The sequence below is a fragment of the Amycolatopsis sp. FBCC-B4732 genome (genome assembly GCF_023008405.1).
Classification (GTDB): domain Bacteria; phylum Actinomycetota; class Actinomycetes; order Mycobacteriales; family Pseudonocardiaceae; genus Amycolatopsis; species Amycolatopsis pretoriensis_A.
The window spans coordinates 6,776,619-6,798,781 of record NZ_CP095376.1 but is presented as its reverse complement, the minus strand read 5'-3'; the positions used below and the strand labels follow the sequence as shown (position 1 = coordinate 6,798,781).

Here is a 22,163-nt window from a genome sequence, read left to right as displayed (position 1 = left end):
GCGGGCACGTCGAACAGCCCGCGAAGCGGGCGGGCGGGCGCGAAGTCCGGGGCGGGACCAGCTCAGGACGGCGGCATGAACGGGGTTCGTCACCCCTCGACCCCAGCCGCCATGGCGTACAAAGGACGCAGAGGTGATGCCGGATGACGCCCTCGGTGGTGCGGTGGGAAAAGCGGCGCCGGTGGGCCGTCGTCGCCGCCGTGGCCGCCGTCCTGGTCTCGGTGCCCTCGGTCGTCTCCGCGCTCTCGCCGGCCGGGGCCGCGGTGGACCCGGCCCGGCTGCGCACACTGGTGCTCGATTCCGCCGGGCGGCCGTACCAGGGGTACGCCGAAAGCGCGGGCTCGCTGGCCCTGCCGGAGCTGCCGAACCTCGCCGCCGTCACCGCGCTCTTCTCGATGCGGACGCCGATGCGCGTCTGGTACGCCGGGCCCGACCGCTACCGCGTCGACATCCTCGGCACCGCCGGCGAGCACGACCTCTACCGGCTGCCCGACGGCGAATACACCTGGGACTACGGCGACAACACGCTGACCGAGCTGATCGGCGAACCCGCCGTCCGGCTCCCGCGGGCCGGGGACCTGCTGCCGCCCGAGCTGGCGCGGCGGATCCTGCGCGCCGCGCCGGGCGACCCGGTGAGCGCGCTGCCGGGCCGCAACGTCGCCGGCGTCGCCGCGTCCGGGCTGCGGCTCGTCCCCGCCGACCCCGACACGACGATCGGCCAGGTCGACCTCTGGGCGGACCCGGCGACCGGGCTGCCGGTGCGGGTCGAGGTGACCGCGCGCGGGCAGCGGGCCCCGATCCTCGTCACCGGGTTCCAGGAGCTGGCGCAGACGACGCCGGTCGTCGAGGCGCCGCGGCCGGTGCTCGGGTCCGGGTTCACCGTGGCGAGCGCCCCGGACGTCTCGGACACGCTCGGCGCCTTCAACCAGGTGCCGCTGCCCCCGGCGCTCGCCGGGCGGCCGGTGACGTCGTCGGACTTCGGGGGTGTCCAGGGCGCCGCGCTCTACGGCAAGGGGCTCGCGTCCTTCGCGGTGATCGCCGTGCCGCGCGCGGTGGCGAACGCGGCGGGGGACGCCGCCGGGAAGGCGGGCGGGGTGCAGGTCAAGCTGGCCGGCGGGACCGTGGTGCAGCTGTCGATCACGCCGTTGTCGCTGGCGATCGTCCGCTCGGCCGTCTCCCGCCGCTCCTACCTGCTGGCCGGGACGGTGACGGCCGACGTGCTGAAGTCCGTCGCGGACGAGCTGTCCCGGCTGCGGCGGGGCGGCCGATGATCGTCACGCACGCGCTCACCAAGGCCTACGGGCGCACGGTCGCCGTGAACGCGGTCGACCTCGACGTCCGCGAGGGCGACCGCTACGGCTTCCTCGGCCCGAACGGCTCGGGCAAGACTACCCTGGTCCGGATGCTGCTCGGCCTGGTCTACGCGACCAGCGGCGAGATCGAGGTGCTCGGCAAGCCGGTGCCGAAGCGGGTCGCCGAGGTGCTGCCCGAGGTCGGCGCGCTCGTCGAAGGCCCGGCCGCGTACCCGCACCTGTCCGGGCGCCGGAACCTGGCCCTGCTCGACGCGGCCGGGCGCGGCGGCGGGCGGCGCACGCGACGGCGTCGCATCGACGAAGCACTCGAGCGGGTCGGGCTGGGCGGGGTCGACCAGCGGCCGGTCAAGGCGTACTCGCTGGGCATGCGGCAGCGGCTCGGGCTGGCCGGCGCGCTGCTGCGCAAGCCGCGGCTGCTGATCCTGGACGAGCCGACGAACGGCCTCGATCCCCAGGGCATCAAGGAGATCCGCGAGCTGCTGACCGAGCTGAACGCGGGCGGCACGACGGTGTTCCTCTCCAGTCACCTGCTGGCCGAGGTGGAGCAGCTGTGCACGCGCGTCGGCGTCGTCGACCGCGGCCGGCTGGTGCTGGAGGAGGACCTGGTCGCGCTGCGGGCCGAGACCGGCCGGGTGCTGGTCGGGACGCCGGATCCCGCCGCGGCGGCCGCGGTCCTCGACGGGCAGCTCGAAGCCCGCGACGGCGACCGGCTGGTCATCCGGCACGCCGACCCGGCGGCGCTGAACGCGCTGCTCGTCGAAGCGGGGGTGCGCGTGACGTCGATCCACGCCGAGCAGCGGACCCTGGAACAGGTGGTCCTCGAGGTGACGGGTCCGGGCTCGGACCGGTTCGGGGCGGCCGGGTGATCGGCGTCGAACTGCGGAAGCTCGCGTTGCGCCCGCGCGTGTGGGTCAGCGTGCTGCTGCTGTGCCTGCTGCCCGCGGTCGTCGGCGTCTTCCTGGCGACGGCCGACTTCGCGCCGCCACCCGGGCAGGGCGGGGCGTTCCTGTCGGCGGTGGTCAGCGACGGCGCGCTGTTCCCGGCCGCGGCGCTCGCGCTGGTGCTGCCGCTGTTCCTGCCGATCGCGGTCGCGGTGGTCGCGGGCGACTCGATCGCGGGCGAGGCGGCCGGCGGCACGCTGCGCTACCTGCTGGCGCGTCCGGCCGGCCGGACCCGGTTGCTGAGCGCGAAGATGATCGCGATCGCGGTCTACGTGACCGCGGCCATCGTCATCGTCGTGCTGACGTCGCTGGTGCTCGGCGTGATCCTGTTCGGCACCGGCGGCAACCCCGGCGTCGCCGGCCCGGGCGGGCAGCCGGCCGGCGTGACGTCGTTGTCGGGACAGTCGCTCAGCTCGTCCGGGCTCGGCCTGCGGCTGCTCGGCGCGGTGACCTACATCGTCGTGTCGATGCTCGGGTTCGCCGCGATCACGATGTTCCTGTCCACGGTGAGCGACTCGGCGCTGGGAGCCGCGCTGTGCGGGCTGGCCGTGCTGATCACCAGCTCGGTGCTGGAGACCCTGGACGCGGCGGCGTCGGTGAAGCCCTACCTGCCGACGCACTACTGGCTGTCCTGGATCGACTTCTTCCGCGATCCGGTGCTGTGGCGCAACATCGACCACGGGATGCTGCTGCAGGCCGGCTACATCGTCGTGTTCTTCGGGGCGGCGTGGGCGAACTTCGCGACGAAGGACGTCACGAGCTGAGGCAGTCCGTGGGCGCTTCGAGCGGCGTGGTGCCGAGGGCCTGCAGGACGATTTCGGTGACGGCGGGGTCGGTGGGCAGGTCGCCGTGCGTGGCGCCGTTGCCCGGGCAGACCTGCTGGAGGGCGACGTTGACGGCGCCGTCGACCCGGGCGGACTCCGGCGGGGTGACCGTCTCGTCCTGCTCGGTCCAGAGCGAAAGCCACGGCAGGGTCGCCGGGATCGGCTCCTTCGCGAGCTCCTGCAGCAGGGCGCTGCCCGGTGCCAGCTGGACGCACGCCGTGGGGCAGCCGCCGGGGACGAGCGCGCCGCCCGCCGCGGCGAGACCGGTGCCGTGCATCGGCGCGCCGAGCGTGACGACCCGGCGGGCCTGGTGGTCGCCGCCTTCGCGGCTGACCCACAGCCGGGCCACGACCCCGCCCGCGGAGTACCCGACGACGTCGACCGAAGGCGCTCCCTGCGCGTACGCCCGTTCGACGGCTTCGGCCAGGACGCCGGCTTGCTCGGCCAGGTCACCGGTGCCGTCGCCGGCCAGGGTGAGCACCTCGGTGCTGCGGCCGGTCGTCTGCCGGATCCGCGCGGCGAGCTCGTCCAGCGCGCCCTGGCCGCCGCCGTAGCCGGGGACGAGCAGCACCGGGCCGGGCTTGGCCTGGTCGGGGGTTCCGGCCTCCGGCGCGGTCCTGGTGCCGGAGGTGGCGATGGCGGCCACCACGACGACGGCCACCACGACGACGGCGACGCTGCTGAGCATCAGACGTCGCCGCGGGCTGATGCCGCGCCACCAAGCCGTGATCCGCACGCTCCCATCATGACCCGGCCCGTGCGTGGCTGTCGTGAGTGTTCAGCGTCCTGAACACTTACGAGCCGGCGCCGTAGCAGACGTAACTCGTGGCGGCGGGGGAGTCGGGCAGCTCCGACTGGGCGCGGGCGAGGGCCGCGGCGGGGGGCAGGCCGGCCGCGAGGTGGCGGTGGTGGCGGACCATCAGGGCGCGGCCGGCGTCGTCGGGGATCGGGAGGACCGTCGCCACCAGGCTCGTCGTGCCCAGCGCCAGCAGCGCCGAGGCCAGGCCCAGCAGCTCGTCGCCCGCGTGGATCGCGGAGCGGCCCGAGTCGCAGCCCGAGAGCACGACGTGGCGGGGCGGACGGGCCAGCCGTTCCAGGTCGTACACCGTGAGCGGCCCGTCGGCCAGGCGCAGCGACGAGAACAGCGGGTTGTCGGTGCGGAACCGGCCGTGCGCCGCGATGTGGCCGAGCGCGGCGCCGTCGAGCGCGGCGAGCACCGGCTCGGCCCGCGCGGTGCGGCCGGTGAACCGGCGGGCCCCCGGGTAGCGGCGGGCCAGCGCGGCCACCTCGGCCGCGGCGTGCGGCAGCCCGGGACCCGCCACGACGACGTGGTCGCCGCCCTCGGCCCGCGGTGCGGTCGCCGCGCGGTGCCACAGCGCCGCCGACGGCGCGAGCGACACCGGACGGCCGCGGCAGCCCGGCAGCACCGGCCACGGCAGCTCGTGCAGCCGCCCGGTCGGCACGATGACCAGCGGGCCGTCGCCGAGCGGGAGCGGGGCGAGCAGCAGCTCGTCGAGCCGGCGGGCGGTCCGCTCGACGAGGCCGCCGGGCGAGCCGAGGCCGAACGCGGCCCGCCGCACCGCGAACCGCAGCTCGTCCAGGCGTTCCGCGGCTTCGGCCGCCGGGCCCAGCGCGTACCGCCGCAGCCGGCCACCGGTGACGGCGAGCGCGCTCAGCCGCCCGTCCAGCTCCACGTACTCCACGAGCGTCGCCGGGCCGAGCGCTTCGGCGAGCTCCGCGCGGGACGGGACCCGGATGTCCGAAGTGGACACTCCGGCGGCGTGCCGGGCGCGGTCGCGCACCGCCTTCTCCAGCTCGGCTTGGCGGCGCAGCAGGGTCCGCGGGTCGCCGGTCCCGGTGGCGAGGTCGACGGCGAGCTGGCGCAGCGCCGCGAGGTCGGCGGCCAGGCCCTCGTCGTCCGGCGGCCGAGCGGGCCGCAGCCGCAACGCACCGGCGTGCCGCCACTCCGCCCAGCGCAGCACGGCTTCCGGGTGGCCCGCTTCGGCGGCGAGCCGCAACCCGAGCCCGGTCAGCTCGCTCGCGTGCCCGGACGCGTGGGCGCGCAGCTCGCTCGCGCCGAGCCCGGCGCGGAACCGGTCGACCACCCGGACCCCGGCGCGCAACGCGGCGTCCGCGCCCCGGCGGTCGCCGTGCACCAGGCGCAGCAACGCCGTCGCGTGCCAAGCTCGGGCGCGCATCTCGGCCGGCCCGCCGCGCCCGGCGCGGCCGACGAAGGACAGCTCGGTCCGCGCGATCTCCACGCGGCCCAGCTCCAGCGCGAGCGCCGCGACGATCAGCCGCGCGTCCAAGGCGGGCACCACCCAGCCCGCGTCGGTCAGCGCCGCCGCCGTCCGCTGTCCCGACCGGAGCATCGCCGCGGTCCGCAGGCCGCTGTCGCGGCGGGCGCGCAGCGCGAGGTAACCGCCGAGCGCCGCCCAGCCGGGCCGGTCCTGCCGCACCGCGGACCGCCGCGCCAGCGAAGCTTCGCGCAACGCAGTCCCGGGATCGCCGTCGAGCAACGCGACTTTCGCCAGCAGCAGCCGCGCCTGCACGAGGTCGACGGCGTTGCGCCGGCGTCCGTAGTCCGCGACGGCGGCCGTCGCCGCTTCGCGCGCTTCGGCGATCAGACGTACCGAGAGCAGGGCTTCGGCGCGTTCGATGGGCAGCAGCCCGGGATCGGTGCCCGCTTCGCGGTAGCGCGCGGCGGCTTCGTCGTAGGCGGTCAGCGCGGCCGGGACGTCGCCGCGCACGGTGGCGGCCAGCCCGCGGTTCTGCCACACCATCGCCGTCCGTCCGATGTGGCCGGTCGCGGCGAACCCGCGTTCGGCGTGGCGCAGGTCGTCTTCGGCGCCCCGCCAGTCGCCGAGGCGCGCCAGCACGATGCTGCGGTTGGTGCGGATCGTCGCCTCGATCAGGTCGTCGCCACCGGCGGCCCGGAGGGTCTCGAGCGCGTCCGCGAACCCCGCGGCGGCGTCGCCGAACCGGCTGATTTCGGTGAGCACGACGGCCCGTTGCATGCGCAGCCGCGCGGACGCCTGCCCGGTCAGTTCCGGCATCGCGCGGTCGAGTTCGCGCAGGGCTTCGGCGGTGCGGCCGGTGAGCGTGAGGACGTAGCCGAGCACGCCGCGCGTCTGCGCGGCCCGCTCCCGCAGCCCGGCCCCGTCGGCCAGCCGGAGCGCGGCGCGCAACCGCGTCTCGGCGTCGGCCAGCCGGCCCACGGACACCCCGGCGAGCCCGAGCGCGTGCTCGGCCACCGCGGCGGCCTCGGCCCGCCCGTCCGCCTCGGCGAGCGCGGCTTCGGCGAGCACCCGCGCCTTGGCGGGCGCGGTGAACGCGAGATCCGCGGCGGCGACGGCCTTGCCGAGCGCGTCGCTCATGACGGCTTGTGCCGGCCCCCGCCGGTGTGTATCAGATGGAAGGGCTCGCGGATCGAGTTGCCGACCCGTTCACCCATGATCGAGGGGGACACATGCCGCGATACCGCCATCGAGCAGGCGAGCTGCTGGTCCATGCGGACGATTGTGCCGCGATCCGAGCCGAACTGGCAGGGTTCGGTTATCACCCGGCCGGGGCACCGGGGGCCGTGCGCCGATTCGCGGGCACCCGGCCGGTACCGGAAGTGCTGGCCGCGCTGGGAAACCGCGGAGCCAGCCCGAACCACTTGTTCGGCCTGGACCGCATCATCTGGGGCGAACTGCGGCCGAAACCCACGAACCACACGCTGGACCCGGTCCTCGCGCCGGACGTTCCCCCGCTGGCCGGGGTGATCGACACCGGCGTCGTGCTGCACGAGGGCCGTCCGCACCCCTACCTCGGCAACCGGGTGGTGTTCGACCCGGAGGACACCGTCCGGGTGGTGCGCGGCGAAGACGAGAACCCGGTCGGTTCGGCCGCGCACGGGACGTTCGTCGCCGGAGTGCTGCTGAAGCAGGTGCCGCCCGAGGTCCGCGTCCGGATGAAGGGCGTGATCGACGAGCAGAGCGGTGAGCTCGAAGACCTCGCGGTCGCCAACGCCATCGACGAGCTGCGGGAGGAGGGCATCACCCTGATCAACCTCTCCTTCTCCGGCGCGACCTGGGAGGACGAGCCGCCGAAGGCGATCGAGGCCGCCCTGCGCAGGCTGCCCCCGGACTCGGTCGTGGTCGCGTCCGCCGGGAACCGCGCGAGCCGGCACCTGGTCTACCCGGCCGGGACCAAGTTCGAGGCCAAGGTGCCCGGCAGCGCCGATCGCAGCCACGTCCAGGTGATCGCGGTCGGCTCGGCCGACGCGTCGCAGGACTCGAACAAGCCGCTCGTCGCGGACTTCAGCAACTACGGGCCCTGGGTGTCCGCCTACGCCGACGGGGTCGACGTGCTCGGCCCGTACTTCCGGCCGGGTTACCCGACGCGGCCGGCCGGGTACAACGGTTTCGCGGTCTGGAGCGGCACCTCGTTCTCGGCCGCGATCGTCACGGGCCAGATCGCGGCGGTCATGGCCAAGGGGGGCTCCGCGTTCGAGGCCGCCCACGCGGTGCTCCACCCGGAAAGCGCGGAGGAGCCGGTCGTGGTCCGCGTGCAGGACCTCAACGGGGAGGCGCCCGTCCCGTACGTGGCGGGTGTGCGGGAGCCGGGCGCTTAGAGGCTCGCCCAGCCGGTGGTGACCGTCGTGCCGTCCGCGGTGGTCACCGACACCCGGGTCGCGCCGCGGGGGAGACCCGCCGCCGTGAACCAGCCCTCCGGGCCGATCGGCCGGGGGTGCGTTTCGCCGGCCACCTCGATCACCGCGTCGCCCGTCGCGCCGGTGATCAGGCCGCGCAGCGACACTCGGCCGCTTCCGTACTCCACCTGCAGTTCGACCGTCACCCGGGCCGACTCGAACGACAGCAGCCGGACGTCTTCGCCGTCCGCGCGGACCGCGCCGGCTTCCACCAGGTCCGAATCGAAGGCCAGCTCCGCCAGTTCGGCGTCGAGGTCGCGGGTGGACAGCGCCGCCCGGGCCTGGCGCAGCACGAGGTCCGGCACGGGATCGGCCTGGGTCGCGGCCGCTCGCAGGACGTCCATGAGTTCGTCGTCGGTCATGTCCGGTCCGCCGTTCCGAGCCCGGCCGCGTCCGCCCGCTCGCGCAGCTTGCCGAGGCAGCGCTGCCGCGTCGGGCCGATGCTGCCGACCGGCATTTCGAGGGCGGCCGCCACCTCCGTGTACGACGGCGGTGGCGTGGCCATGAGCACGCGCAGCAGCCGTCGGCACTGCTCGGACAACGTGGCCAGCGCGCGCCAGAGCGTGGCGTCGCGCTCGGCCAGCAGCACGGCCGCGTCGACCGCCTCGCCGGGCGCGGGTTCGTTCTGCCAGACGTGGTCGTCGGCCGGGCGTTCGCGCTCGCCGCGGCGGAGCTGGCGCAGGCACTCGTGCCGGGTGGTGGTGCCCAGCCAGCCGGGCAGCCGCTCGGGATCCTTGATGCGGCCGAGGTTCTCGACCAGTTTCAGCCACACGGTCTGGACGACGTCGGCCGCGTCGGCGTCGGAAAGCCGGTGCGCGCGGGCGATCGACCAGAGCAGGCTCGAGTACCGCGCGACGAGCGCGTCCCAAGCCGCCTGATCACCGCGCGCGGCCGCTGAGAGCAGGGTCGTGGTGTCCACTTCGCCTCCCCTTGACCCGCTCAGCCTAGCCAAGAGCGGCCCTTCGGACCGGTACGCCATCGGGGGACTCCTTCGCGTCTTCCCCCCGTTCCTCCGATCCGGTGGGAGCGCGGGAAATACCTGAACCCGGGTGGGACGGGCGCCGTGTGCGCGGTGGGAGTGGTGGAGACGGATCGGGGTGAGCCGATCGTGCGGGTGATGGTGTGCGTGCTGCTCGTGTGGGGACTGACGGCGTGCGGGCCGCCGGTGGACGGCCGGGCGGTGCCGGTTCCGGCGGGGGCTGGTGTTCCGGGGTGTGCGTTGCTCGGGGACACGCCGGTGGTGCCGGAGGCCGGGCCGCGGTTCGCCTACGGGCTCGGCGTGGAGCGTTCGATGTAGTCGATGAGGTTCACGAGAGTGGCGGCGGTTTCGGCGTAGGCGATGGCTTCACCCATTTCGACCTGAGCGTTGCCGTGGGCGACTTCGTTGCGAATCTTCCGCATGCGCTGGATGCTGTCGACGGCATCCTCCGGCAGGTGCGGGATCAGCTGGTTGATCTGACGGAGCGCAGTGTTGGGCTTGCCGTCCCGGACTGCGCCGAACACCTTTTCGTACAGAAGGCCGATCGCCGATTCGATCGTGATCCACGATTGCATCACCAGTCCGGTGGGCTGCAAATCGACGATCAGGGACTTGACCCTTTCCGAGCGCGGAGGTGGTCCACTGTCCGTATCGGTGTCCTCCTCCGCGACTTCGGCGTCTTTGTCCGACGGGGGTTCGTCGGCTTGCGGTGCGGCGTCGATCGCAGCCTCGGTGCTGCTCTCCGCTGCTTTGAGTTCACCGCCGAAGTCGAATTTCTGCCCGGCGACGGCTGAGCCCGGCGCTGGGCGGTCACCACGGCGGCGAGCACGATCGCCGCGCCCAGCAGTTGCCACGGCGTCAGGCGCTGGCCGAGGACCAGCCAGCCGAGCAGGGTGGCGACGACCGGGCTCAGCAGGCCGAGGAACGTCACGTGCGTGGCCGTCAGCGCGCGGATTCCGCGGAACCACAAGGCGTACGCGAACGCGGCGCCGATCAGTGAGAGGTAGGCGTAGCCCGCGAGGTTCGCGCCGGACAGCGATGCCGGTGGCGGGCCTTCGACGGCCAGTGCGACCGGCACGAGGACCAGCCCGCCCGCGACGAGCTGCCAGCCGGTCGTCGCCAGCAAGGGTGCCGGGGACGTCCAGCGCTTGCTGAGGACGACGCCGGTGGCCATCACGATCGCGCCGCCGGCCGCGGCGGCTACCCCGAGTGCGTCGAGGCGGGCGTCGGACTGCAGCACCAGGAGGCTGACGCCGACGACCCCGGCGATGCCGGCGAGCACGGTCCGCGGGGTCAGGCGTTCGCCGAGCAGGCCGGCCGACAGGCCGGCGACGATCAGCGGCTGCAGCGCGCCAAGGGTGGCGGCGACGCCGCCGGGCAGGCGGTAGGCGGCGATGAACAGCAGGGCGAGGAAGGCGCCGATGTTGAGCGTGCCGAGCACGAGCGAACGCCACCACCAGTCGCCCTTCGGCAGCCGTCTGGTGAGCGCGACGAGGAGCAGTCCGGCGGGCAGCGCGCGGATCACTGCGGCGAGCAGCGGGCGGTCGGGTGGCAGGAACTCGGTCGTGACGAGGTAGGTGGAGCCCCAGATCGCCGGGGCCAGCGCGGTGGTGAGGAGCAGTTTGTTTAGCACTAAGGTAGATTACCTCAGCGCTAAGCTAAATGGCTACTGCTCACTTACCGCTAAGGCATCGGTTACGCTGGGGCGATGGCCGACCACGTGGACCGCGTCCTGGAGCAGTGGCACGCCGAGCGCCCCGACCTCGACGTCTCCCCGATGGGCGTGATCGGCCGGCTCTCCCGGCTGAACGCGCTGGTCGACGCGGAGCTGCGGCGCACGTTCGCCCGCCACGGGATCGACCGCGCGACGTTCGACGTCCTCGCGACCCTGCGCCGCAGCGGCCCGCCGTACCGGCTGACGCCGACGGAGCTGATGCGCTCGGCGATGGTGACGTCCGGCGCGATCACCCAGCGCCTGGACAAGATGGAGGCGCGCGGCCTGGTCGAGCGCACGCCGAACGAGACCGACGGCCGCGGAGTCCGCGTCGCGCTGACGGACGCGGGCGGCGAGCTGATCGACCGGGCGCTGCCGGAGCACGTGGAGACCGAGCACCGGATTCTGGGCGCGCTGGGTGCCGACCAGCGGGAGGAGCTGGCCGGCACGTTGCGAACCCTGCTGGAGAGCCTGGGCGGCGCGGGGTCCTAGTCTGCTTGGGAACGTGGGCCGGCATCGGCTGATGCTGTCCGGGTCGTCCAGGCCGGCAATCTCGTAATCTTGTTGCCATGACTTGGTGGTCCGCTGTGTTGGGTTTCGTTGGTGCGCTGGCCGGTAGCTGGGGTGGGCAAATCATCGCCAGTAAGCGTGAAGACAAGCGGTGGAATCGGGAGCGTGAGCGCGAAGACATTCGACATGAGCGCGAAATGGAGCGGTTCAAACTGCAGCTCAAGCATGACTCGCTCAAGGAGTGGAGAACGGAGAGGCTGACCGCCTACTATCAGTTCTTGGATTCGTTTTACAGTTGGCGGCAGCTGGCTCTCATCATGGGGTTTGTCGACCTGCCGGAGATGGCGCCCGGACTTCCGGATCGGTCTCGAGAGCTGTGTCGACTCTATGAAGCCATGATGGAAGGGAAAACTAGACTTCAGATGATCTGCTCGCCAGAGGTGCAAAAAATTCTGAGCAGCATGCTCACCAAGACGGAAGACATCACGTCGTCGATACGGTGGCAAGCAAAGGAGGTTGCCGAAGGACGTCCGATGGGGAAATCCGACTTCAGGGGAGCGCTTGACAACCTCGCAAAAAAATGTGCCGAGGTCAGGGCGCTTGTTCGTGCCGAGATGCTTATTGATTGACTGGCGAAGGATGCCGCCCTGATGTCGGCGACACGGCCCACGCTTTTCTTGTCAACCTCAAAGCGGCCTCCGGCACGTGTACGCGACGGAGACCACCTCGGCGCGGGTCCTAGGAGATCTGGCGGACCGGTTCCCGGTCCAGCAGGTAGTCCAGGTCGATCCGCCCGCCCGCCGCCGCCAGGATCGCGTCGATCGCCAGGTCCACGTCCAGTTTGCGGCCGTGCTGATCCGCGTACGCGCGCATCAGGTTGCCGATGTGGCGTTCCGGGTTGCGCCACGACGGCCAGCGCAACGACGCCTGCCGCGCCAGTCTCGTGAAGTCCGTCTGGCGCTCCGTCACCTCCAGCAGCCACTCCAGGTACACGCGCATCGCGTGGAACGCCGTGTGGCCCGGGTTGGCCACCGGGCCGTGGCCCGGGACCAGGGTGCGGGGGCGGAACGTGTCCTGGAGCCAGTCGAGCGCGTCGAGCCAGCCCGGGATCGACCCGTGGACCGCCACCGGGGTGTCGCCGATGACCACCAGGTCGCCGGTGAACAGCGTGCCCGAGCGGGGCTCGTGGACCACCAGGTCGCCCGCCGTGTGCGCGACGCCCGGGACCGCGACCACGTCCGCCGCCGCGTCGCCGAGGTCGACGTGGCGCCAGCCGGTGACCGGGTGGACCGACTCCGGCTCCGGGGGCTCGAGGTTGCCCCAGCCGGTGTAGGTGAAGACGTTGCCGTACGTCTGCGGCCCGGCCTTGACCAGGTCGAGCGCGCCCGGCGCGGCCAGCGCCGTCCCGCCGTCGCGCAGGGCGACGCCGAGACCGTTGTGGTGCTCGCCGTGCGCGTGCGTGATGGCGACCGTGAGCTCGCGGCCGCCCGCGTACTTGCGCACGTCGCGGACCAGTTCCAGGGTCGCCTGCTCGGTTCCGCAGGTGTCGATCAGCACGACGCCGTCGCGGCCCTGGATCCAGCCGCTGTTCGCGACGAACCACTCGGCCGGCGTCTTCACGTACGCCACCACACCCGGCCGGGCGTGCCGGAGCGGGACGATGTTCGATGTGACGGCCGGCATGCCTTCCCCTCCCTCATGCAGACGATGCGTTAACGACGGTGACCCGGCCAGGTTGCGCGGTTCTCCCGAATTGTTCAGGCGGGTCCCTGCCAGCGCTGGTTCGCGGTGGCCGCGCAGGTCCGGATCTGCAGGCGGGTGCCGTCGGCCGGGGAGCCGCCGGTCGCGTCGAGGCACTTGCCCGACTGCGGGTTCAGCAGGGTCCCGTCGGTTCGCGCCTGCCACGTCTGCGCGCCGGTGGCGTTGCAGTCCCACAGCTGCACGAGGGTGCCGTCGGCCGTCCCGCTGTTCGAAACGTCGAGGCACTTGCCGAACGCGCGGAGCGTGCCGTTCTGCTTCGTCCAGCGCTGGGCCGCCGTGGCGTTGCACGTCCACAGCTGGACCGCCGTGCCGTTGCCGGTGTTCGACGCGCTGACGTCGACGCACTTGCCGCCGAGGCCGGTGATCGTCCCGGCGGGGTAGGGGCTGCCGCTCGCGATCAGGTACGCGCTGTTCGCGACGTTCCAGTGCGTCGCCAGGTACGTGCCGGCCGCCGGGTTGGTGTTGAAGTAGTCGTCGCCCAGGCAGTCGAGCTGGTTCTCCGGGGCGCCGGGGCAGACCTTCACCAGGCCGCCCGGCGGGTTCGGCAGGCCGCCGTCGTCGTAGCACATGATGTCTTCGTCGTCCCAGCAGTGACCGTGGGCGCTCGAGTGCGGCGCGCTGCCCTGGACAGCGCCGAGGGTGTGCAGGAGCTCGTGCCCGGTCGCCTGCCACGACCAGCAGCCGGTGCCGACCGTCGCGTAGTGCGGGCCAGCGTTGTACGGGTTGCCCGGGCCGGGGCTGTCGTTGCCGCCGTTGCCGAAGGCCAGGCCGCAGCCGTCCTTGTCGTACCAGACGACGTACTTGCGGTCCGCGCGGTTGTAGCCCTGGGCCTTGATGGCGTTGGTGATCGTGTCGACGGTCGCCATGTCGCCTTGGGCGATCACGACGTTCCCGACGGTCGCCCGGCAGCTAGCGTCGGTCACGTACCGGACGTGCCGGACGCCGCCGCCGAGCCGGGACGCGGCCTCGGCGAAGGCGTCGTCGATCTGGCTCGCGAAGGTCTGGAACTGGCCGGCGAACTGGGCGTACCGGTCGGCCTGGCCGTTCCCGCGGACGTAGAGGGCCTGCACGCGCTTGCCGCTGACGCCGTCGCCGTCGCAGACGGCCGAGCGCGGCGCCGCGACCGGAGCCGACGGCGTGCGGAGGTGGCCGGGCAGCTGCTCGGTGCCGTCGGTCGCGGCGGCCGAGGGCAGCGCGGTGGCGAACAGGAGCGCGGTGCTGAGCGCGGCGAGGCGCAGGGTTCTCGCGGTCACGGGGGTTCCGCCTTTCCCGGTGCGGCAGGGGACGAGGAAGTGCGGTCTAGACCAATGGGAATGATAAGAGGAGCTCGGCGGGGTGTCACTGACAAGAACGGACAGCTCCGGGTGAACCGCTCACCCGCGCCTGTTTCGATCGGCCGCCCGGTCGAATAATTTTCGCGTTTTCGCTCTTGACAGTCGATCACGGACGTCCATACTGGTATATACCTTTATGGGAGGGTCCGGGTAACGCACGGGGAGGCTTCGCGCTCGTGGGCCGACGGAAGGTCTGAGGGGTCCTTCCGTCGGCCGCGCGAAGGCCGGTCACCGGCAGTTGACACAGATACTGGTACGAACCAGTATGTCTCCTGCCGTCCGGGAGGAGAAACATGGCGGGGGCACACGTCCGGATCGACAACCGGCTGATCCACGGGCAGGTCACCGTCGCGTGGACCCGCCGACTGGGCGTGCGCCGCCTGCTCGTCTGCAACGACGACGTCGCCGCCGACGACCTGCAGCAAGTGCTGCTCCCGCAAGCCGCGCGCGGCCTGCCCACCGCCGTGCTGTCGGTGGCCGCGGCGCTCACCGTGCCGCTCGACGGGGATGTCATGATCATCGCGAAAGACCCCGAAGACGCCTTCCGCCTCGTCGAAGGCGGGCTGCGGCCCGGCGTCGTCAACGTCGGCAACGTCGCGCCCCGGCCGGGCACCGCGTACACCATGGTCACCCGCTCGATCGCGGTCACCGCGGACGAGGCGGGCGGCTACCGCCGGCTCGCCGCCGGGGTCCCGCTGGTCACGCAGCTGATGCCGCAGGACAAGCCGGCCGAATTCGTCCCGCTGCTCGACCGGAAAGGGCTCTAGCCCCGCATGCTCGTCGCGTTGGCCCTGACCATCTGGGCGATCTACTGCACCTACGACGGGCTCGGCCCGTTCCTGATCTACGCGCAGCGCCCGCTGATCGCCGGCTCGGTGGCCGGGCTGATCACCGGGAACCCGCTGCTCGGCCTGATGATCGGCGCCACGCTCGAGCTCGCCGCGCTCGGCGTCTACACCTACGGCGGCGCGACCATCCCGGACTACCAGACCGGCGCGATCGTCGGCACCGCGCTGGCCGCGGGCGCCGCCGGCGGGACGTCCGCCCAGGTCGCCGTCGGGATCGGCGTCGGGCTGCCGGCCGCGATCCTGCTCTCGGCGCTCGACCCGGTCGGCAAGATGGTCACCACCGCGCTGGTGCACCGGGCCGACACCTACGCCGCCGAGGGCAACGCCCGCGGCCTGGCGACGATCCACTGGGTCAGCCTGGTCCCGTGGGTCGCGGTGCGCGCGATCCCGACGTTCCTGGCCGCGCTCGCCGCGTCCGGCGGCCTGGTCAAGGACATCACCGCGAGCATCCCGGCCGGGTTCGTGCAGGGCATGACGCTCGCCGGGTCGCTGCTGCCGGCGGTCGGCTTCGCGCTGCTGCTCGGCATGATGGAGCTGTCGCGGTACTGGTACCTGCTGCTGATCGGCTTCGTCGGGTTCGCCTACCTGAAGCTGCCGGTGCTGGGGATCGCGCTAGTCGGCGTCGCGGTCGCGATGCTGTTCGTGACGCTCAAGCGCGACGAGCCGGCCATCGCCGTGCCCGAGCCCGCCGAAGAGGCCGAGGTCGACCCGCGGCTGACCAAACAGGACCTGCGGCGGGTGTTCCGCCGCTACTTCTGGTCGAGCCAGATCTCCTGGAACTACGAGCGGATGCAGGCGCTCGGGTTCGCGTACGCGATGGAACCGGTGCTGCGCCGCCTCTACCCGGAGAAGGCCGACTACGTCGCCGGCCTGCAGCGGCACCTGCAGTTCTTCAACACCTCGGTGCTCATCGGCGGCCCGCTGATCCTCGGCTCCAGCGTCGCGCTGGAAGAAGCCGGGACGCCGAAATCGGCGGCGAGCACCAAGGTCGCGCTGATGGGGCCGCTGGCCGGCATCGGCGACACCGTCGTCTTCGCGCTGTACAACAGCATCGTCTTCACCATGGGCGCGTCGTGGGCGCTGCAGGGCAACTGGCTCGGCCCCGCGTTCGCCGCCGTGATGGTGCTCGTGCCGTACGCGCTGGTGCGGCGCTGGCAGTTCGGGTTCGCCTACCGCGAGGGGAAGCGGCTGGCCGGGCACCTCGCCGCGGGGGCGCTCGCGCGCGTCGCGCAGGGGGCGACCGTGCTCGGGTTCGTCGTGCTCGGCGGGTTCATCCCGTCGATCGTCAAGGTCGTCACCACGCTGACCTACCGGCAGACCACCACGGTCCAGGGGCAGCCGGTGACCCAGTCGGTGGCGATCCAGGACCGGCTCGACGAGCTGCTGCCGTTCCTGCTGCCGGTGCTGGTGACCGCCGGGGTGTACCTCATGACGGCCAAAATGCGGCTGCGGCCGGTCTGGGTCATCGGCATCGTCGTCGTCGCCGGGGTCGCACTGGGGTGGCTCGGCTGGTTCGCGCCGTCGGCTCCGGCGAAGAGTTAGGGGGAAAGCCATGTCCGTCCCGATCATCCTGGCCGGCCACGGGCGGCTGCCGTCCGGCGTCGGCGAGGCCGCCGAAATGATCCTCGGCCCGCAGGCGCGGCTGAAGGTCTGCGAGCTGAGCCCGCGCGACAGCCCGGAGGAGTTCGGCGCCCGGGTGCTCGCGCTGGCCGGCGCCGCCGAAGGCGCGCTCGTGCTGGCCGACCTGCACGGCGGCTCGCCGTTCAACGCCGTCCGCGTGCTCGCCGCCGGGCACCCGCGCATCCAGCTGGTGTCCGGGCTGAACCTGCCGATGCTGCTGGAGGTCCTGCTGCACACGACCGGCGACGTCACCGAGCTCGCCGGGGTGGCCCGCGCTGCCGGCCGCGACGGCGTCGTCGACGTCCTGGAATCGACCTGGTGACCGCCGCACTCCTGCTCGCCGCGCAAGACGTCCGGATCACCCCGGGGCCCGGGCACCCGCTCGGCGGCTACCTGGCCCGGCACGGCGTCGCGACCGGCACGCACGACGAGCTCGAAGCGTCGCTGATCTGGCTGTCCACCGAGGACGACCCGGGTGTGGTGTGGGTGACGCTGGACGCGCTCGCGGTCGACGCCGGCCTCACCCGCACCCTGGCCGACGCGGTCGGCGCGGCGGTCGGCATCGCGCCGGAGCGGGTGCTCGTCTGCGCGTCGCACACGCATTCCGGGCCCGAGGGCTGGACCGGCCCGCTGCACCCCGGCCTGCCGGGGGAGCGCGATCCCGGGCTGGTCGGCCGGATGGCGGAGAAGGTCACCGGCGCCGCGCTGCGGCTGCACGCCTGCCGCTCGCGGGTCCGGGCGCGCTGGCACGACGGGGCGACCGAGGCCGTCGGCGGCAACCGCTACCGGCCGGACGGGCCGCACGACACGTCGTTCGGGGTGCTCGAACTGAGCCGCGACGACGGCACGCCCGCGGCGCTGCTGTTCGACTACGCCAGCCACCCGACCGTGCTCGGCCCGGACAACCTGGCCTGGTCGGCGGACTGGCCGGGCGCGACCCGAAGAGAGCTGGCCGCGCTGATCGGCCGCCCGGTGGCGGCGTTCCTGCAGGGTGCGGCGGGGGACGCGAGCTCCCGTTTCGTCCGGCGCGGCCGCGACCACGCCGAGGTCCGCACCCTCGGCGGCCACCTGGCGACGTCGATCGCCCGCACCCTGGCGGCGGCGTCGGCGATCGGCGCGAGCGGTCCGGTCCGGCTGACCCGCTCGTCGCTGCACCTGCCCTACCGCGACGTCCCGTCCATCGAGGACAGCGTCGAACTGCGCGAGTCGGCCGAGGCCGAGTGGCAGCGGGAGCTGGCCCACCACGGCGAGGACCACCCGGCGGTCCGGATCGCCCAGACCCGCTACGAGGGCTGCGCGATGCTCGCGGCGATGGCGGCGAGCGACCGGCCGACGGGGTGCGCGGAGGTTCCGGTCAGCGTGGTGTCACTGGGGGACATCGCGTGGCTGCACACGCCGTTCGAGCTGTTCGCGTCACTGGGGCTGCGGATCCGGCGGGGGAGCCCGTTCCGGCACACGCGGGTGATCGGCTACACGGACGGATACCTGGGGTACCTGCCGGACGCCGAAGGGCACCGGAACGGGATTTACGAGTCTTACGTGACGTTGTTCGGCCCGGACGCCGCGGACGTGCTGGTGGAGCACTGCCTGAAGGTGCTGCGGGCGCACCGGCTCAGCCCCGCTTAGGCCGGCCGGTCAGGAAGCGTGGCTGCGCCGGGCCTGGGTGAACACCGTGTAGCGGTCGGCCCGGTACAGCGACCGTCCCGCCTCGATGACGCCGCCGCTCTGGTCGTGCAGCGTGCCCTCGATGATCAGGCACGGCTGGGTGGCTTCGATGCCGAGGAGGGTCGCGTCGCCGGCGTTCGGGAGGACCGCCGAGATCGCCGTGTCGTTCCACTCGGCGCGGACGTCCCAGCGTTCCTCGATCGTGCGGTGCAGTGATTCGGTTTCCCAGTCGAACAGCTCGATGCCGGGGAAGCGGTCGACCGAGAGGTTGGTGCGCTCGACGGCGAACGGCTCGTCTTCGACGAACCGGAGCCGCTCCAGCCGGAAGACCCGCGCGCCCGGTGGCACGTTCAGGCGGCCGGCGATGCGCTGGTTCGCGCTCTCCACCTCGGCGTGCAGCACCTTCGTCTTGGGGACGACGCCGCGGGCCTTCATGTCCTCGGTGAACGACGTCAGCATGTCGATGTGCGCCGCCTGGCGATCCGCGGTGAAGGTCGCGGTGCCGTGCTGGCGGTACAGGACGCCGTCGGCGACCAGGCGGTTGATCTCCTGGCGCACGGTGCCGCGGGCGACCTGGAAGTGCTCGGCGAGGAACCGCTCCGACGGCATCAGCCGGCCGGGGCCCGCCTCCGTCGCGACGGTTTCGAGGATTTCGCGGAGCTGATCGCCCTTCGGCCGCCCCGGCTGCAGCGCGTCCGGGAGGCGGAGATCGCTCGCGGGGACGTGTTTCGGACGGGGCATGCCTTCAGTATGTCGCGCCGCGGCACCCGGCACAGCATCGACCGCGACTCAGCCGGTGGCGCGCCCGGGCAGTCCGGCCAGGAATTCCGCGGCCACGGCCTCGCCCGTGACGTGCCCCACCGCGCGGTAGAGCGAGCGCGACTCCCGCGCCGTGCCGTCGGCGAGCGTCGACCGGCCCGCCGCGACCTCGACCGCGGCCAGCCCCAGCAGTGCCTCCGCCTCGACCACGCGGAACCCGCCCGCGCGCGCCGCGTCGAGGGCTGCCCGCGCGTGTTCGCCCGCCTCGCCGGCGCGGCCGCCTGCGGCCAGCACCCGGGACAACGTCGCCGCCGCTTCCGCCAGCTGGCCGCGCAGCCCGGACTCCGCCGTCAGCTCCCGGGCTTCCCGCAGGACGCGCTCCGCCGCGGGCAGGTCGCCGCGGCCTTCCTCCGCGCGGCCCAGCGCGATCAACGCGGCCGCTTCGACCTGCCGGTCGCCGTCGCGGCGGACGCAGTCGAGCGCGGCCTGGGCGGTGCGGGCCGCTTCGTCGTGGTCGCCGCGGGCGATCTGCAACGCGCTCACCGCGTTCAACGCCGTCGCTTCGCCGAAGCTCGTGCCGAGGTCGCGGAACGCCGCCAGGGCCTGGTCGAGGACCTCGCCCGCCTCGGCCAGCCGTCCGGTGGCGAGCAGCACCCAGCCCAGGTCGGCGAGGTTCGCCGCCGCCCAGAACGCCAGGTCCTCCTTGCGGGCCAGCGCGATCGCCTCGACGAGGCAGTCCTCCGCCTGCTCCAGCCGGCCGAGCTGGCGGTAGTGGCAGCTCAGCGAGTTCAGCGCGAGCGCTTCGCCGGACCGGTTGGCCAGTTCGCGGAACAGCTGGATCGCGCGGCGGCTGTGCTCGACGGCCTCCGACAGCCGGCCGGTCCACTCCAGCATCGAGCCCAGGTTCGCGACGGCCGTCGCCTCGCACTCGCGCCAGCCGCACTCCCGGCTGGCGAGCACCGCCTTCTCCGAATGCCGGATGCCCGCTTCGTGCTGGCCCTCGCGGAAGTACGCGCCGCCGATGGACAGGTGCACCAGCGCCTCGGCCGGCCGGGCGCCGTGGTCGCGGGCCGCGCGCAGGACGATCGGGGCCAGTTCGAGCCACTCCGCGCGGCGGCCGTGGTCGTGGAAGAACCGCCGCAGGGCGTCGGCCAGGTACCAGGCGCCGGGGTACGGCCCGCGCGTCGCGGCCTGCCGCAGCGCCGCCGAGAGGTTCGGGACTTCGACGTCGAGCCAGGCCACGGCGGCCGCGGCGTCGGCGAACGCGATCGGGCTCGGCGCCGCTGGGGCGTCTTCGCGGGGCAGCGAAACGATCCGGGCGCCGAGCAGCGCGACCGCGGCGTCGGCGGCGGCGCAGTAGCCGGTGAACAGCCGTTCCCAGGCCCCTTCGCGCGCGGCTTCGTCCTCCTCGGCCCGGACGCACTGCTCGGCGTAGCGGCGGGCGAGGTCGTGGAAGCGGAAGCGGCGGGGCGCGTGCGCCTCCAGGAGGTTCGCCGCGGCCAGCCCGCGCAGCCGGCGCGCGGCCTCGTCGGGCGGCACGGCCAGCAGCGCGGCCGCGGCGATCGGCGTGAAGTCGGCGCCCGGAACCAGCGCGAGCAGCCGGAACGCCTGCCGCAGCCCGGTCGGCAGGGCCTGGTAGGACACCGAAAACGCCTTGGCGACGGCGCTTTCCTCGGCGCCGTCGAAGCCGAGCTGGGCCAGCGGGTCGCCGCGCAGCTCCTCGACCAGCTCGCCGATGCTGGCGACGCCGGTGTTCGCCGCGGCGATCCGCAGAGCCAGCGGGTGGTGCCCGCAGAGCCGGGCCAGCTCGGCCGCGGCCTCCGGCTCGGCGCTGGTCCGGTCACCGAGCAGGGCGGTCAGCAGCGCCTGCGAGTCGTCCTCGCGCAGCTGCGCCAGGCCCAGCGACCGCGCGCCGGTGCGGGCGACCAGCTCGTCGAGCCGGTGGCGGCTGGTCACCAGCACCCGGCCCGACGACGGCAGCAGCGGCAGCACCTGGGCGGCGTCACGGGCGTTGTCCAGCACCACGAGCGCCTGCCGGTCGGCCAGCAGCGAGCGGTAGAGCTTGCTCTGGTCGTCGAGGCCCGGGGGCACGTCCCGCAGGTCGACGCCGAGGGTGCGCAGCAGCTGCGCGAGCGCGGCGGCGGGGGTGAGCGGCTCGTCGTCGGCGTCGAAGCCGCGCAGGTTCACGTACAGCTGGCCGTCGGGGTAGCGCGCCCGCGCGGTGTGGGCCCAGTGCACGGCCAGCGCGGTCTTGCCGACGCCCGCCGTGCCGGTGAGCACCCAGACGTCGCCGGGTTCGTCGAGCGTGGCCAGTTCGGGCGCGCGGCCGGCGAACCCGCGGACGTCCAGCGGCAGCTCGGCCGGCCGCGGCGCGACCGGGGCCGCGGCGGGCGCCGGCTCGGGTTCGCCTTCGCCGCGCAGGATCCGCATCCGCAGGTCCTGCAGGGCCTGGCCGGGCTCGATGCCCAGTTCGTCGACGAGCAGGTCGTGCGCCCGCGTGTACGTCTCGAGCGCTTCGGGGGTGCGGCCGCAGCGGTGCAGCGCGAGCATCAGCGCGGCGCGCAGCCGTTCGCGGAAGGGGTGCTCTTCGACGAGCTGCCGCAGCTCGCCGACGACTTCGGCGTGCCGCCCCGAAGCCAGTTCCTGCTCGTACAGCTCCTCCAGCACGACGAGCCGGCGCTCGGCCAGCGCCGGGCCCTCGTGCTCGGTCAGCGCTTCGCTGACGCCGCCGAGCGGGGTGCCCTCCCACAGTGCGAGCGCCGCCCGCAGGTGCGCGACGGCCTCGGGCCCGGCCGTGGCCCTGGCCTGGGCGACCTCGTCGTCGAACACGTCGAGGTCGCGCTCGCCGGGACCGACCTCGATGACGTAGCCGGGCGCGCGCCGCACGATGACGTCGCGGCCGAGGAGCTTCCGCAGCTCCGAGATGTGCACCTGCAGCCGCCCGCGGACGCTCGGCGGCGCGTTCTCGCCCCAGGTCAGGTCGATCAGGCGGTCTTCGGTGACCACGCGGTTCGGGTTGAGCAGCAGCGCGGCCAGCACGGACGTCTGTTTCTGGCCACCGGGCCGGAACGCACCCGTGGCGCCGAGGACCGTGACCGGCCCGAGCAGGCGATAGCGCACGTGTTGCCCCCAGAAGGCGGACCGAAGCGGAACGGAAGTGCCGTCGCCGACCCTAACTGTGGACACGCCGGAAGGGAGG

Annotated in this window: 22 protein-coding genes; 11 read left to right on the top strand and 11 right to left on the bottom strand. The window is 73.4% G+C overall.

What is annotated here, in order from left to right; genetic code table 11:
• The first annotated feature begins 143 nt into the window (after nucleotides 1–143).
• From MUY14_RS29805 to MUY14_RS29795, 3 genes are read left to right on the top strand one after another with little or no spacing between them, the layout of a single operon-like run.
• Nucleotides 144–1,271 carry a hypothetical protein gene (locus MUY14_RS29805; RefSeq protein WP_247014149.1) on the top strand — a complete coding sequence of 376 codons (1,128 nt, stop codon included), beginning with the start codon at nucleotides 144–146 and terminating at the stop codon, nucleotides 1,269–1,271.
• The gene (locus MUY14_RS29800) at nucleotides 1,268–2,179 is read left to right on the top strand and encodes an ABC transporter ATP-binding protein (RefSeq protein ID WP_247014147.1); all 912 of its coding nucleotides are present in this window, start codon (nucleotides 1,268–1,270) and stop codon (nucleotides 2,177–2,179) included. The genes MUY14_RS29805 and MUY14_RS29800 overlap by 4 nt, the downstream gene beginning before the upstream one ends.
• The gene (locus MUY14_RS29795; protein ID WP_247014145.1) at nucleotides 2,176–3,018 is read left to right on the top strand and encodes an ABC transporter permease; all 843 of its coding nucleotides are present in this window, start codon (nucleotides 2,176–2,178) and stop codon (nucleotides 3,016–3,018) included. The genes MUY14_RS29800 and MUY14_RS29795 overlap by 4 nt, the downstream gene beginning before the upstream one ends.
• Here MUY14_RS29795 and MUY14_RS29790 read toward each other — a convergent pair.
• From MUY14_RS29790 to MUY14_RS29780, 3 genes are read right to left on the bottom strand one after another with little or no spacing between them, the layout of a single operon-like run.
• Nucleotides 3,008–3,814, bottom strand: a complete 807-nt coding sequence (locus MUY14_RS29790; RefSeq protein ID WP_247014143.1) for a triacylglycerol lipase — start codon at nucleotides 3,812–3,814, stop codon at nucleotides 3,008–3,010. The genes MUY14_RS29795 and MUY14_RS29790 overlap by 11 nt on opposite strands.
• 58 nt (nucleotides 3,815–3,872) lie before the next feature.
• A complete protein-coding gene (locus tag MUY14_RS29785) occupies nucleotides 3,873–6,455 on the bottom strand; it encodes a CHAT domain-containing protein (protein ID WP_247014141.1) in 2,583 nt (860 codons plus the stop codon).
• Nucleotides 6,452–6,589 (bottom strand): hypothetical protein, encoded by a 138-nt coding sequence (locus MUY14_RS29780; RefSeq protein WP_247014139.1) that lies wholly within the window; start codon nucleotides 6,587–6,589, stop codon nucleotides 6,452–6,454. Before MUY14_RS29780 ends, MUY14_RS29785 begins: the two co-directional genes overlap by 4 nt.
• A gap of 72 nt (nucleotides 6,590–6,661) precedes the next feature.
• Between MUY14_RS29780 and MUY14_RS29775 the strand changes: the two genes are divergently transcribed.
• A complete protein-coding gene (locus tag MUY14_RS29775) occupies nucleotides 6,662–7,696 on the top strand; it encodes a S8/S53 family peptidase (RefSeq protein WP_247014137.1) in 1,035 nt (344 codons plus the stop codon).
• On the opposite strand, the gene MUY14_RS29770 is transcribed toward MUY14_RS29775, so the two are convergent.
• Together MUY14_RS29770 and MUY14_RS29765 are read right to left on the bottom strand one after the other, a co-directional pair.
• Nucleotides 7,693–8,136 (bottom strand): hypothetical protein, encoded by a 444-nt coding sequence (locus tag MUY14_RS29770; RefSeq protein WP_247014134.1) that lies wholly within the window; start codon nucleotides 8,134–8,136, stop codon nucleotides 7,693–7,695. The two genes, MUY14_RS29775 and MUY14_RS29770, sit on opposite strands and share 4 nt — an antisense overlap.
• Nucleotides 8,133–8,693 carry an RNA polymerase sigma factor gene (locus MUY14_RS29765; RefSeq protein WP_247014132.1) on the bottom strand — a complete coding sequence of 187 codons (561 nt, stop codon included), beginning with the start codon at nucleotides 8,691–8,693 and terminating at the stop codon, nucleotides 8,133–8,135. The genes MUY14_RS29770 and MUY14_RS29765 overlap by 4 nt, the downstream gene beginning before the upstream one ends.
• A 162-nt stretch (nucleotides 8,694–8,855) precedes the next feature.
• Between MUY14_RS29765 and MUY14_RS29760 the strand changes: the two genes are divergently transcribed.
• Nucleotides 8,856–9,071, top strand: coding sequence for a hypothetical protein (locus MUY14_RS29760; protein WP_247014130.1), 216 nt, complete (start codon nucleotides 8,856–8,858; stop codon nucleotides 9,069–9,071).
• Here the strand turns inward: MUY14_RS29760 and MUY14_RS29755 are convergent.
• The gene (locus MUY14_RS29755) at nucleotides 9,041–9,328 is read right to left on the bottom strand and encodes a hypothetical protein (RefSeq protein ID WP_247014128.1); all 288 of its coding nucleotides are present in this window, start codon (nucleotides 9,326–9,328) and stop codon (nucleotides 9,041–9,043) included. The two genes, MUY14_RS29760 and MUY14_RS29755, sit on opposite strands and share 31 nt — an antisense overlap.
• Before the next feature lie 29 nt (nucleotides 9,329–9,357).
• On the bottom strand, nucleotides 9,358–10,386 hold the full coding sequence (locus tag MUY14_RS29750) for a DMT family transporter (RefSeq protein ID WP_247014126.1): 1,029 nt from the start codon (nucleotides 10,384–10,386) through the stop codon (nucleotides 9,358–9,360).
• Between the two features lie 75 nt (nucleotides 10,387–10,461).
• Between MUY14_RS29750 and MUY14_RS29745 the strand changes: the two genes are divergently transcribed.
• A complete protein-coding gene (locus MUY14_RS29745) occupies nucleotides 10,462–10,959 on the top strand; it encodes a MarR family winged helix-turn-helix transcriptional regulator (RefSeq protein WP_247014124.1) in 498 nt (165 codons plus the stop codon).
• A 77-nt stretch (nucleotides 10,960–11,036) separates the two neighbouring features.
• Nucleotides 11,037–11,606, top strand: a complete 570-nt coding sequence (locus MUY14_RS29740) for a hypothetical protein (protein ID WP_247014122.1) — start codon at nucleotides 11,037–11,039, stop codon at nucleotides 11,604–11,606.
• Nucleotides 11,607–11,715: 109 nt separating this feature from the next.
• On the opposite strand, the gene MUY14_RS29735 is transcribed toward MUY14_RS29740, so the two are convergent.
• Nucleotides 11,716–12,660: an MBL fold metallo-hydrolase gene (locus MUY14_RS29735; protein WP_247014120.1), complete on the bottom strand. Its 945-nt coding sequence runs from the start codon at nucleotides 12,658–12,660 to the stop codon at nucleotides 11,716–11,718.
• A 74-nt stretch (nucleotides 12,661–12,734) separates the two neighbouring features.
• Nucleotides 12,735–13,991, bottom strand: coding sequence for an RICIN domain-containing protein (locus tag MUY14_RS29730; protein WP_247014118.1), 1,257 nt, complete (start codon nucleotides 13,989–13,991; stop codon nucleotides 12,735–12,737).
• A gap of 374 nt (nucleotides 13,992–14,365) precedes the next feature.
• On the opposite strand from MUY14_RS29730, the gene MUY14_RS29725 reads away from it, so the two are divergent.
• The 4 genes from MUY14_RS29725 to MUY14_RS29710 are packed head-to-tail and all read left to right on the top strand — an operon-like array spanning nucleotide 14,366 to nucleotide 18,166.
• Nucleotides 14,366–14,839: a PTS sugar transporter subunit IIB gene (locus tag MUY14_RS29725; RefSeq protein WP_247014116.1), complete on the top strand. Its 474-nt coding sequence runs from the start codon at nucleotides 14,366–14,368 to the stop codon at nucleotides 14,837–14,839.
• A 6-nt stretch (nucleotides 14,840–14,845) separates the two neighbouring features.
• Nucleotides 14,846–16,462 (top strand): PTS system mannose/fructose/sorbose family transporter subunit IID, encoded by a 1,617-nt coding sequence (locus MUY14_RS29720; RefSeq protein WP_247014113.1) that lies wholly within the window; start codon nucleotides 14,846–14,848, stop codon nucleotides 16,460–16,462.
• A gap of 10 nt (nucleotides 16,463–16,472) precedes the next feature.
• Nucleotides 16,473–16,862 (top strand): PTS sugar transporter subunit IIA, encoded by a 390-nt coding sequence (locus tag MUY14_RS29715; RefSeq protein ID WP_247014111.1) that lies wholly within the window; start codon nucleotides 16,473–16,475, stop codon nucleotides 16,860–16,862.
• A complete protein-coding gene (locus MUY14_RS29710; protein WP_247014108.1) occupies nucleotides 16,859–18,166 on the top strand; it encodes a hypothetical protein in 1,308 nt (435 codons plus the stop codon). The genes MUY14_RS29715 and MUY14_RS29710 overlap by 4 nt, the downstream gene beginning before the upstream one ends.
• Nucleotides 18,167–18,175: 9 nt before the next feature.
• Here MUY14_RS29710 and MUY14_RS29705 read toward each other — a convergent pair whose 3' ends face one another.
• Nucleotides 18,176–18,946: a GntR family transcriptional regulator gene (locus MUY14_RS29705; RefSeq protein ID WP_247014106.1), complete on the bottom strand. Its 771-nt coding sequence runs from the start codon at nucleotides 18,944–18,946 to the stop codon at nucleotides 18,176–18,178.
• Nucleotides 18,947–18,994: 48 nt separating this feature from the next.
• On the bottom strand, nucleotides 18,995–22,084 hold the full coding sequence (locus MUY14_RS29700; RefSeq protein WP_247014104.1) for a BTAD domain-containing putative transcriptional regulator: 3,090 nt from the start codon (nucleotides 22,082–22,084) through the stop codon (nucleotides 18,995–18,997).
• Between the last annotated feature and the right edge of the window lie 79 nt (nucleotides 22,085–22,163).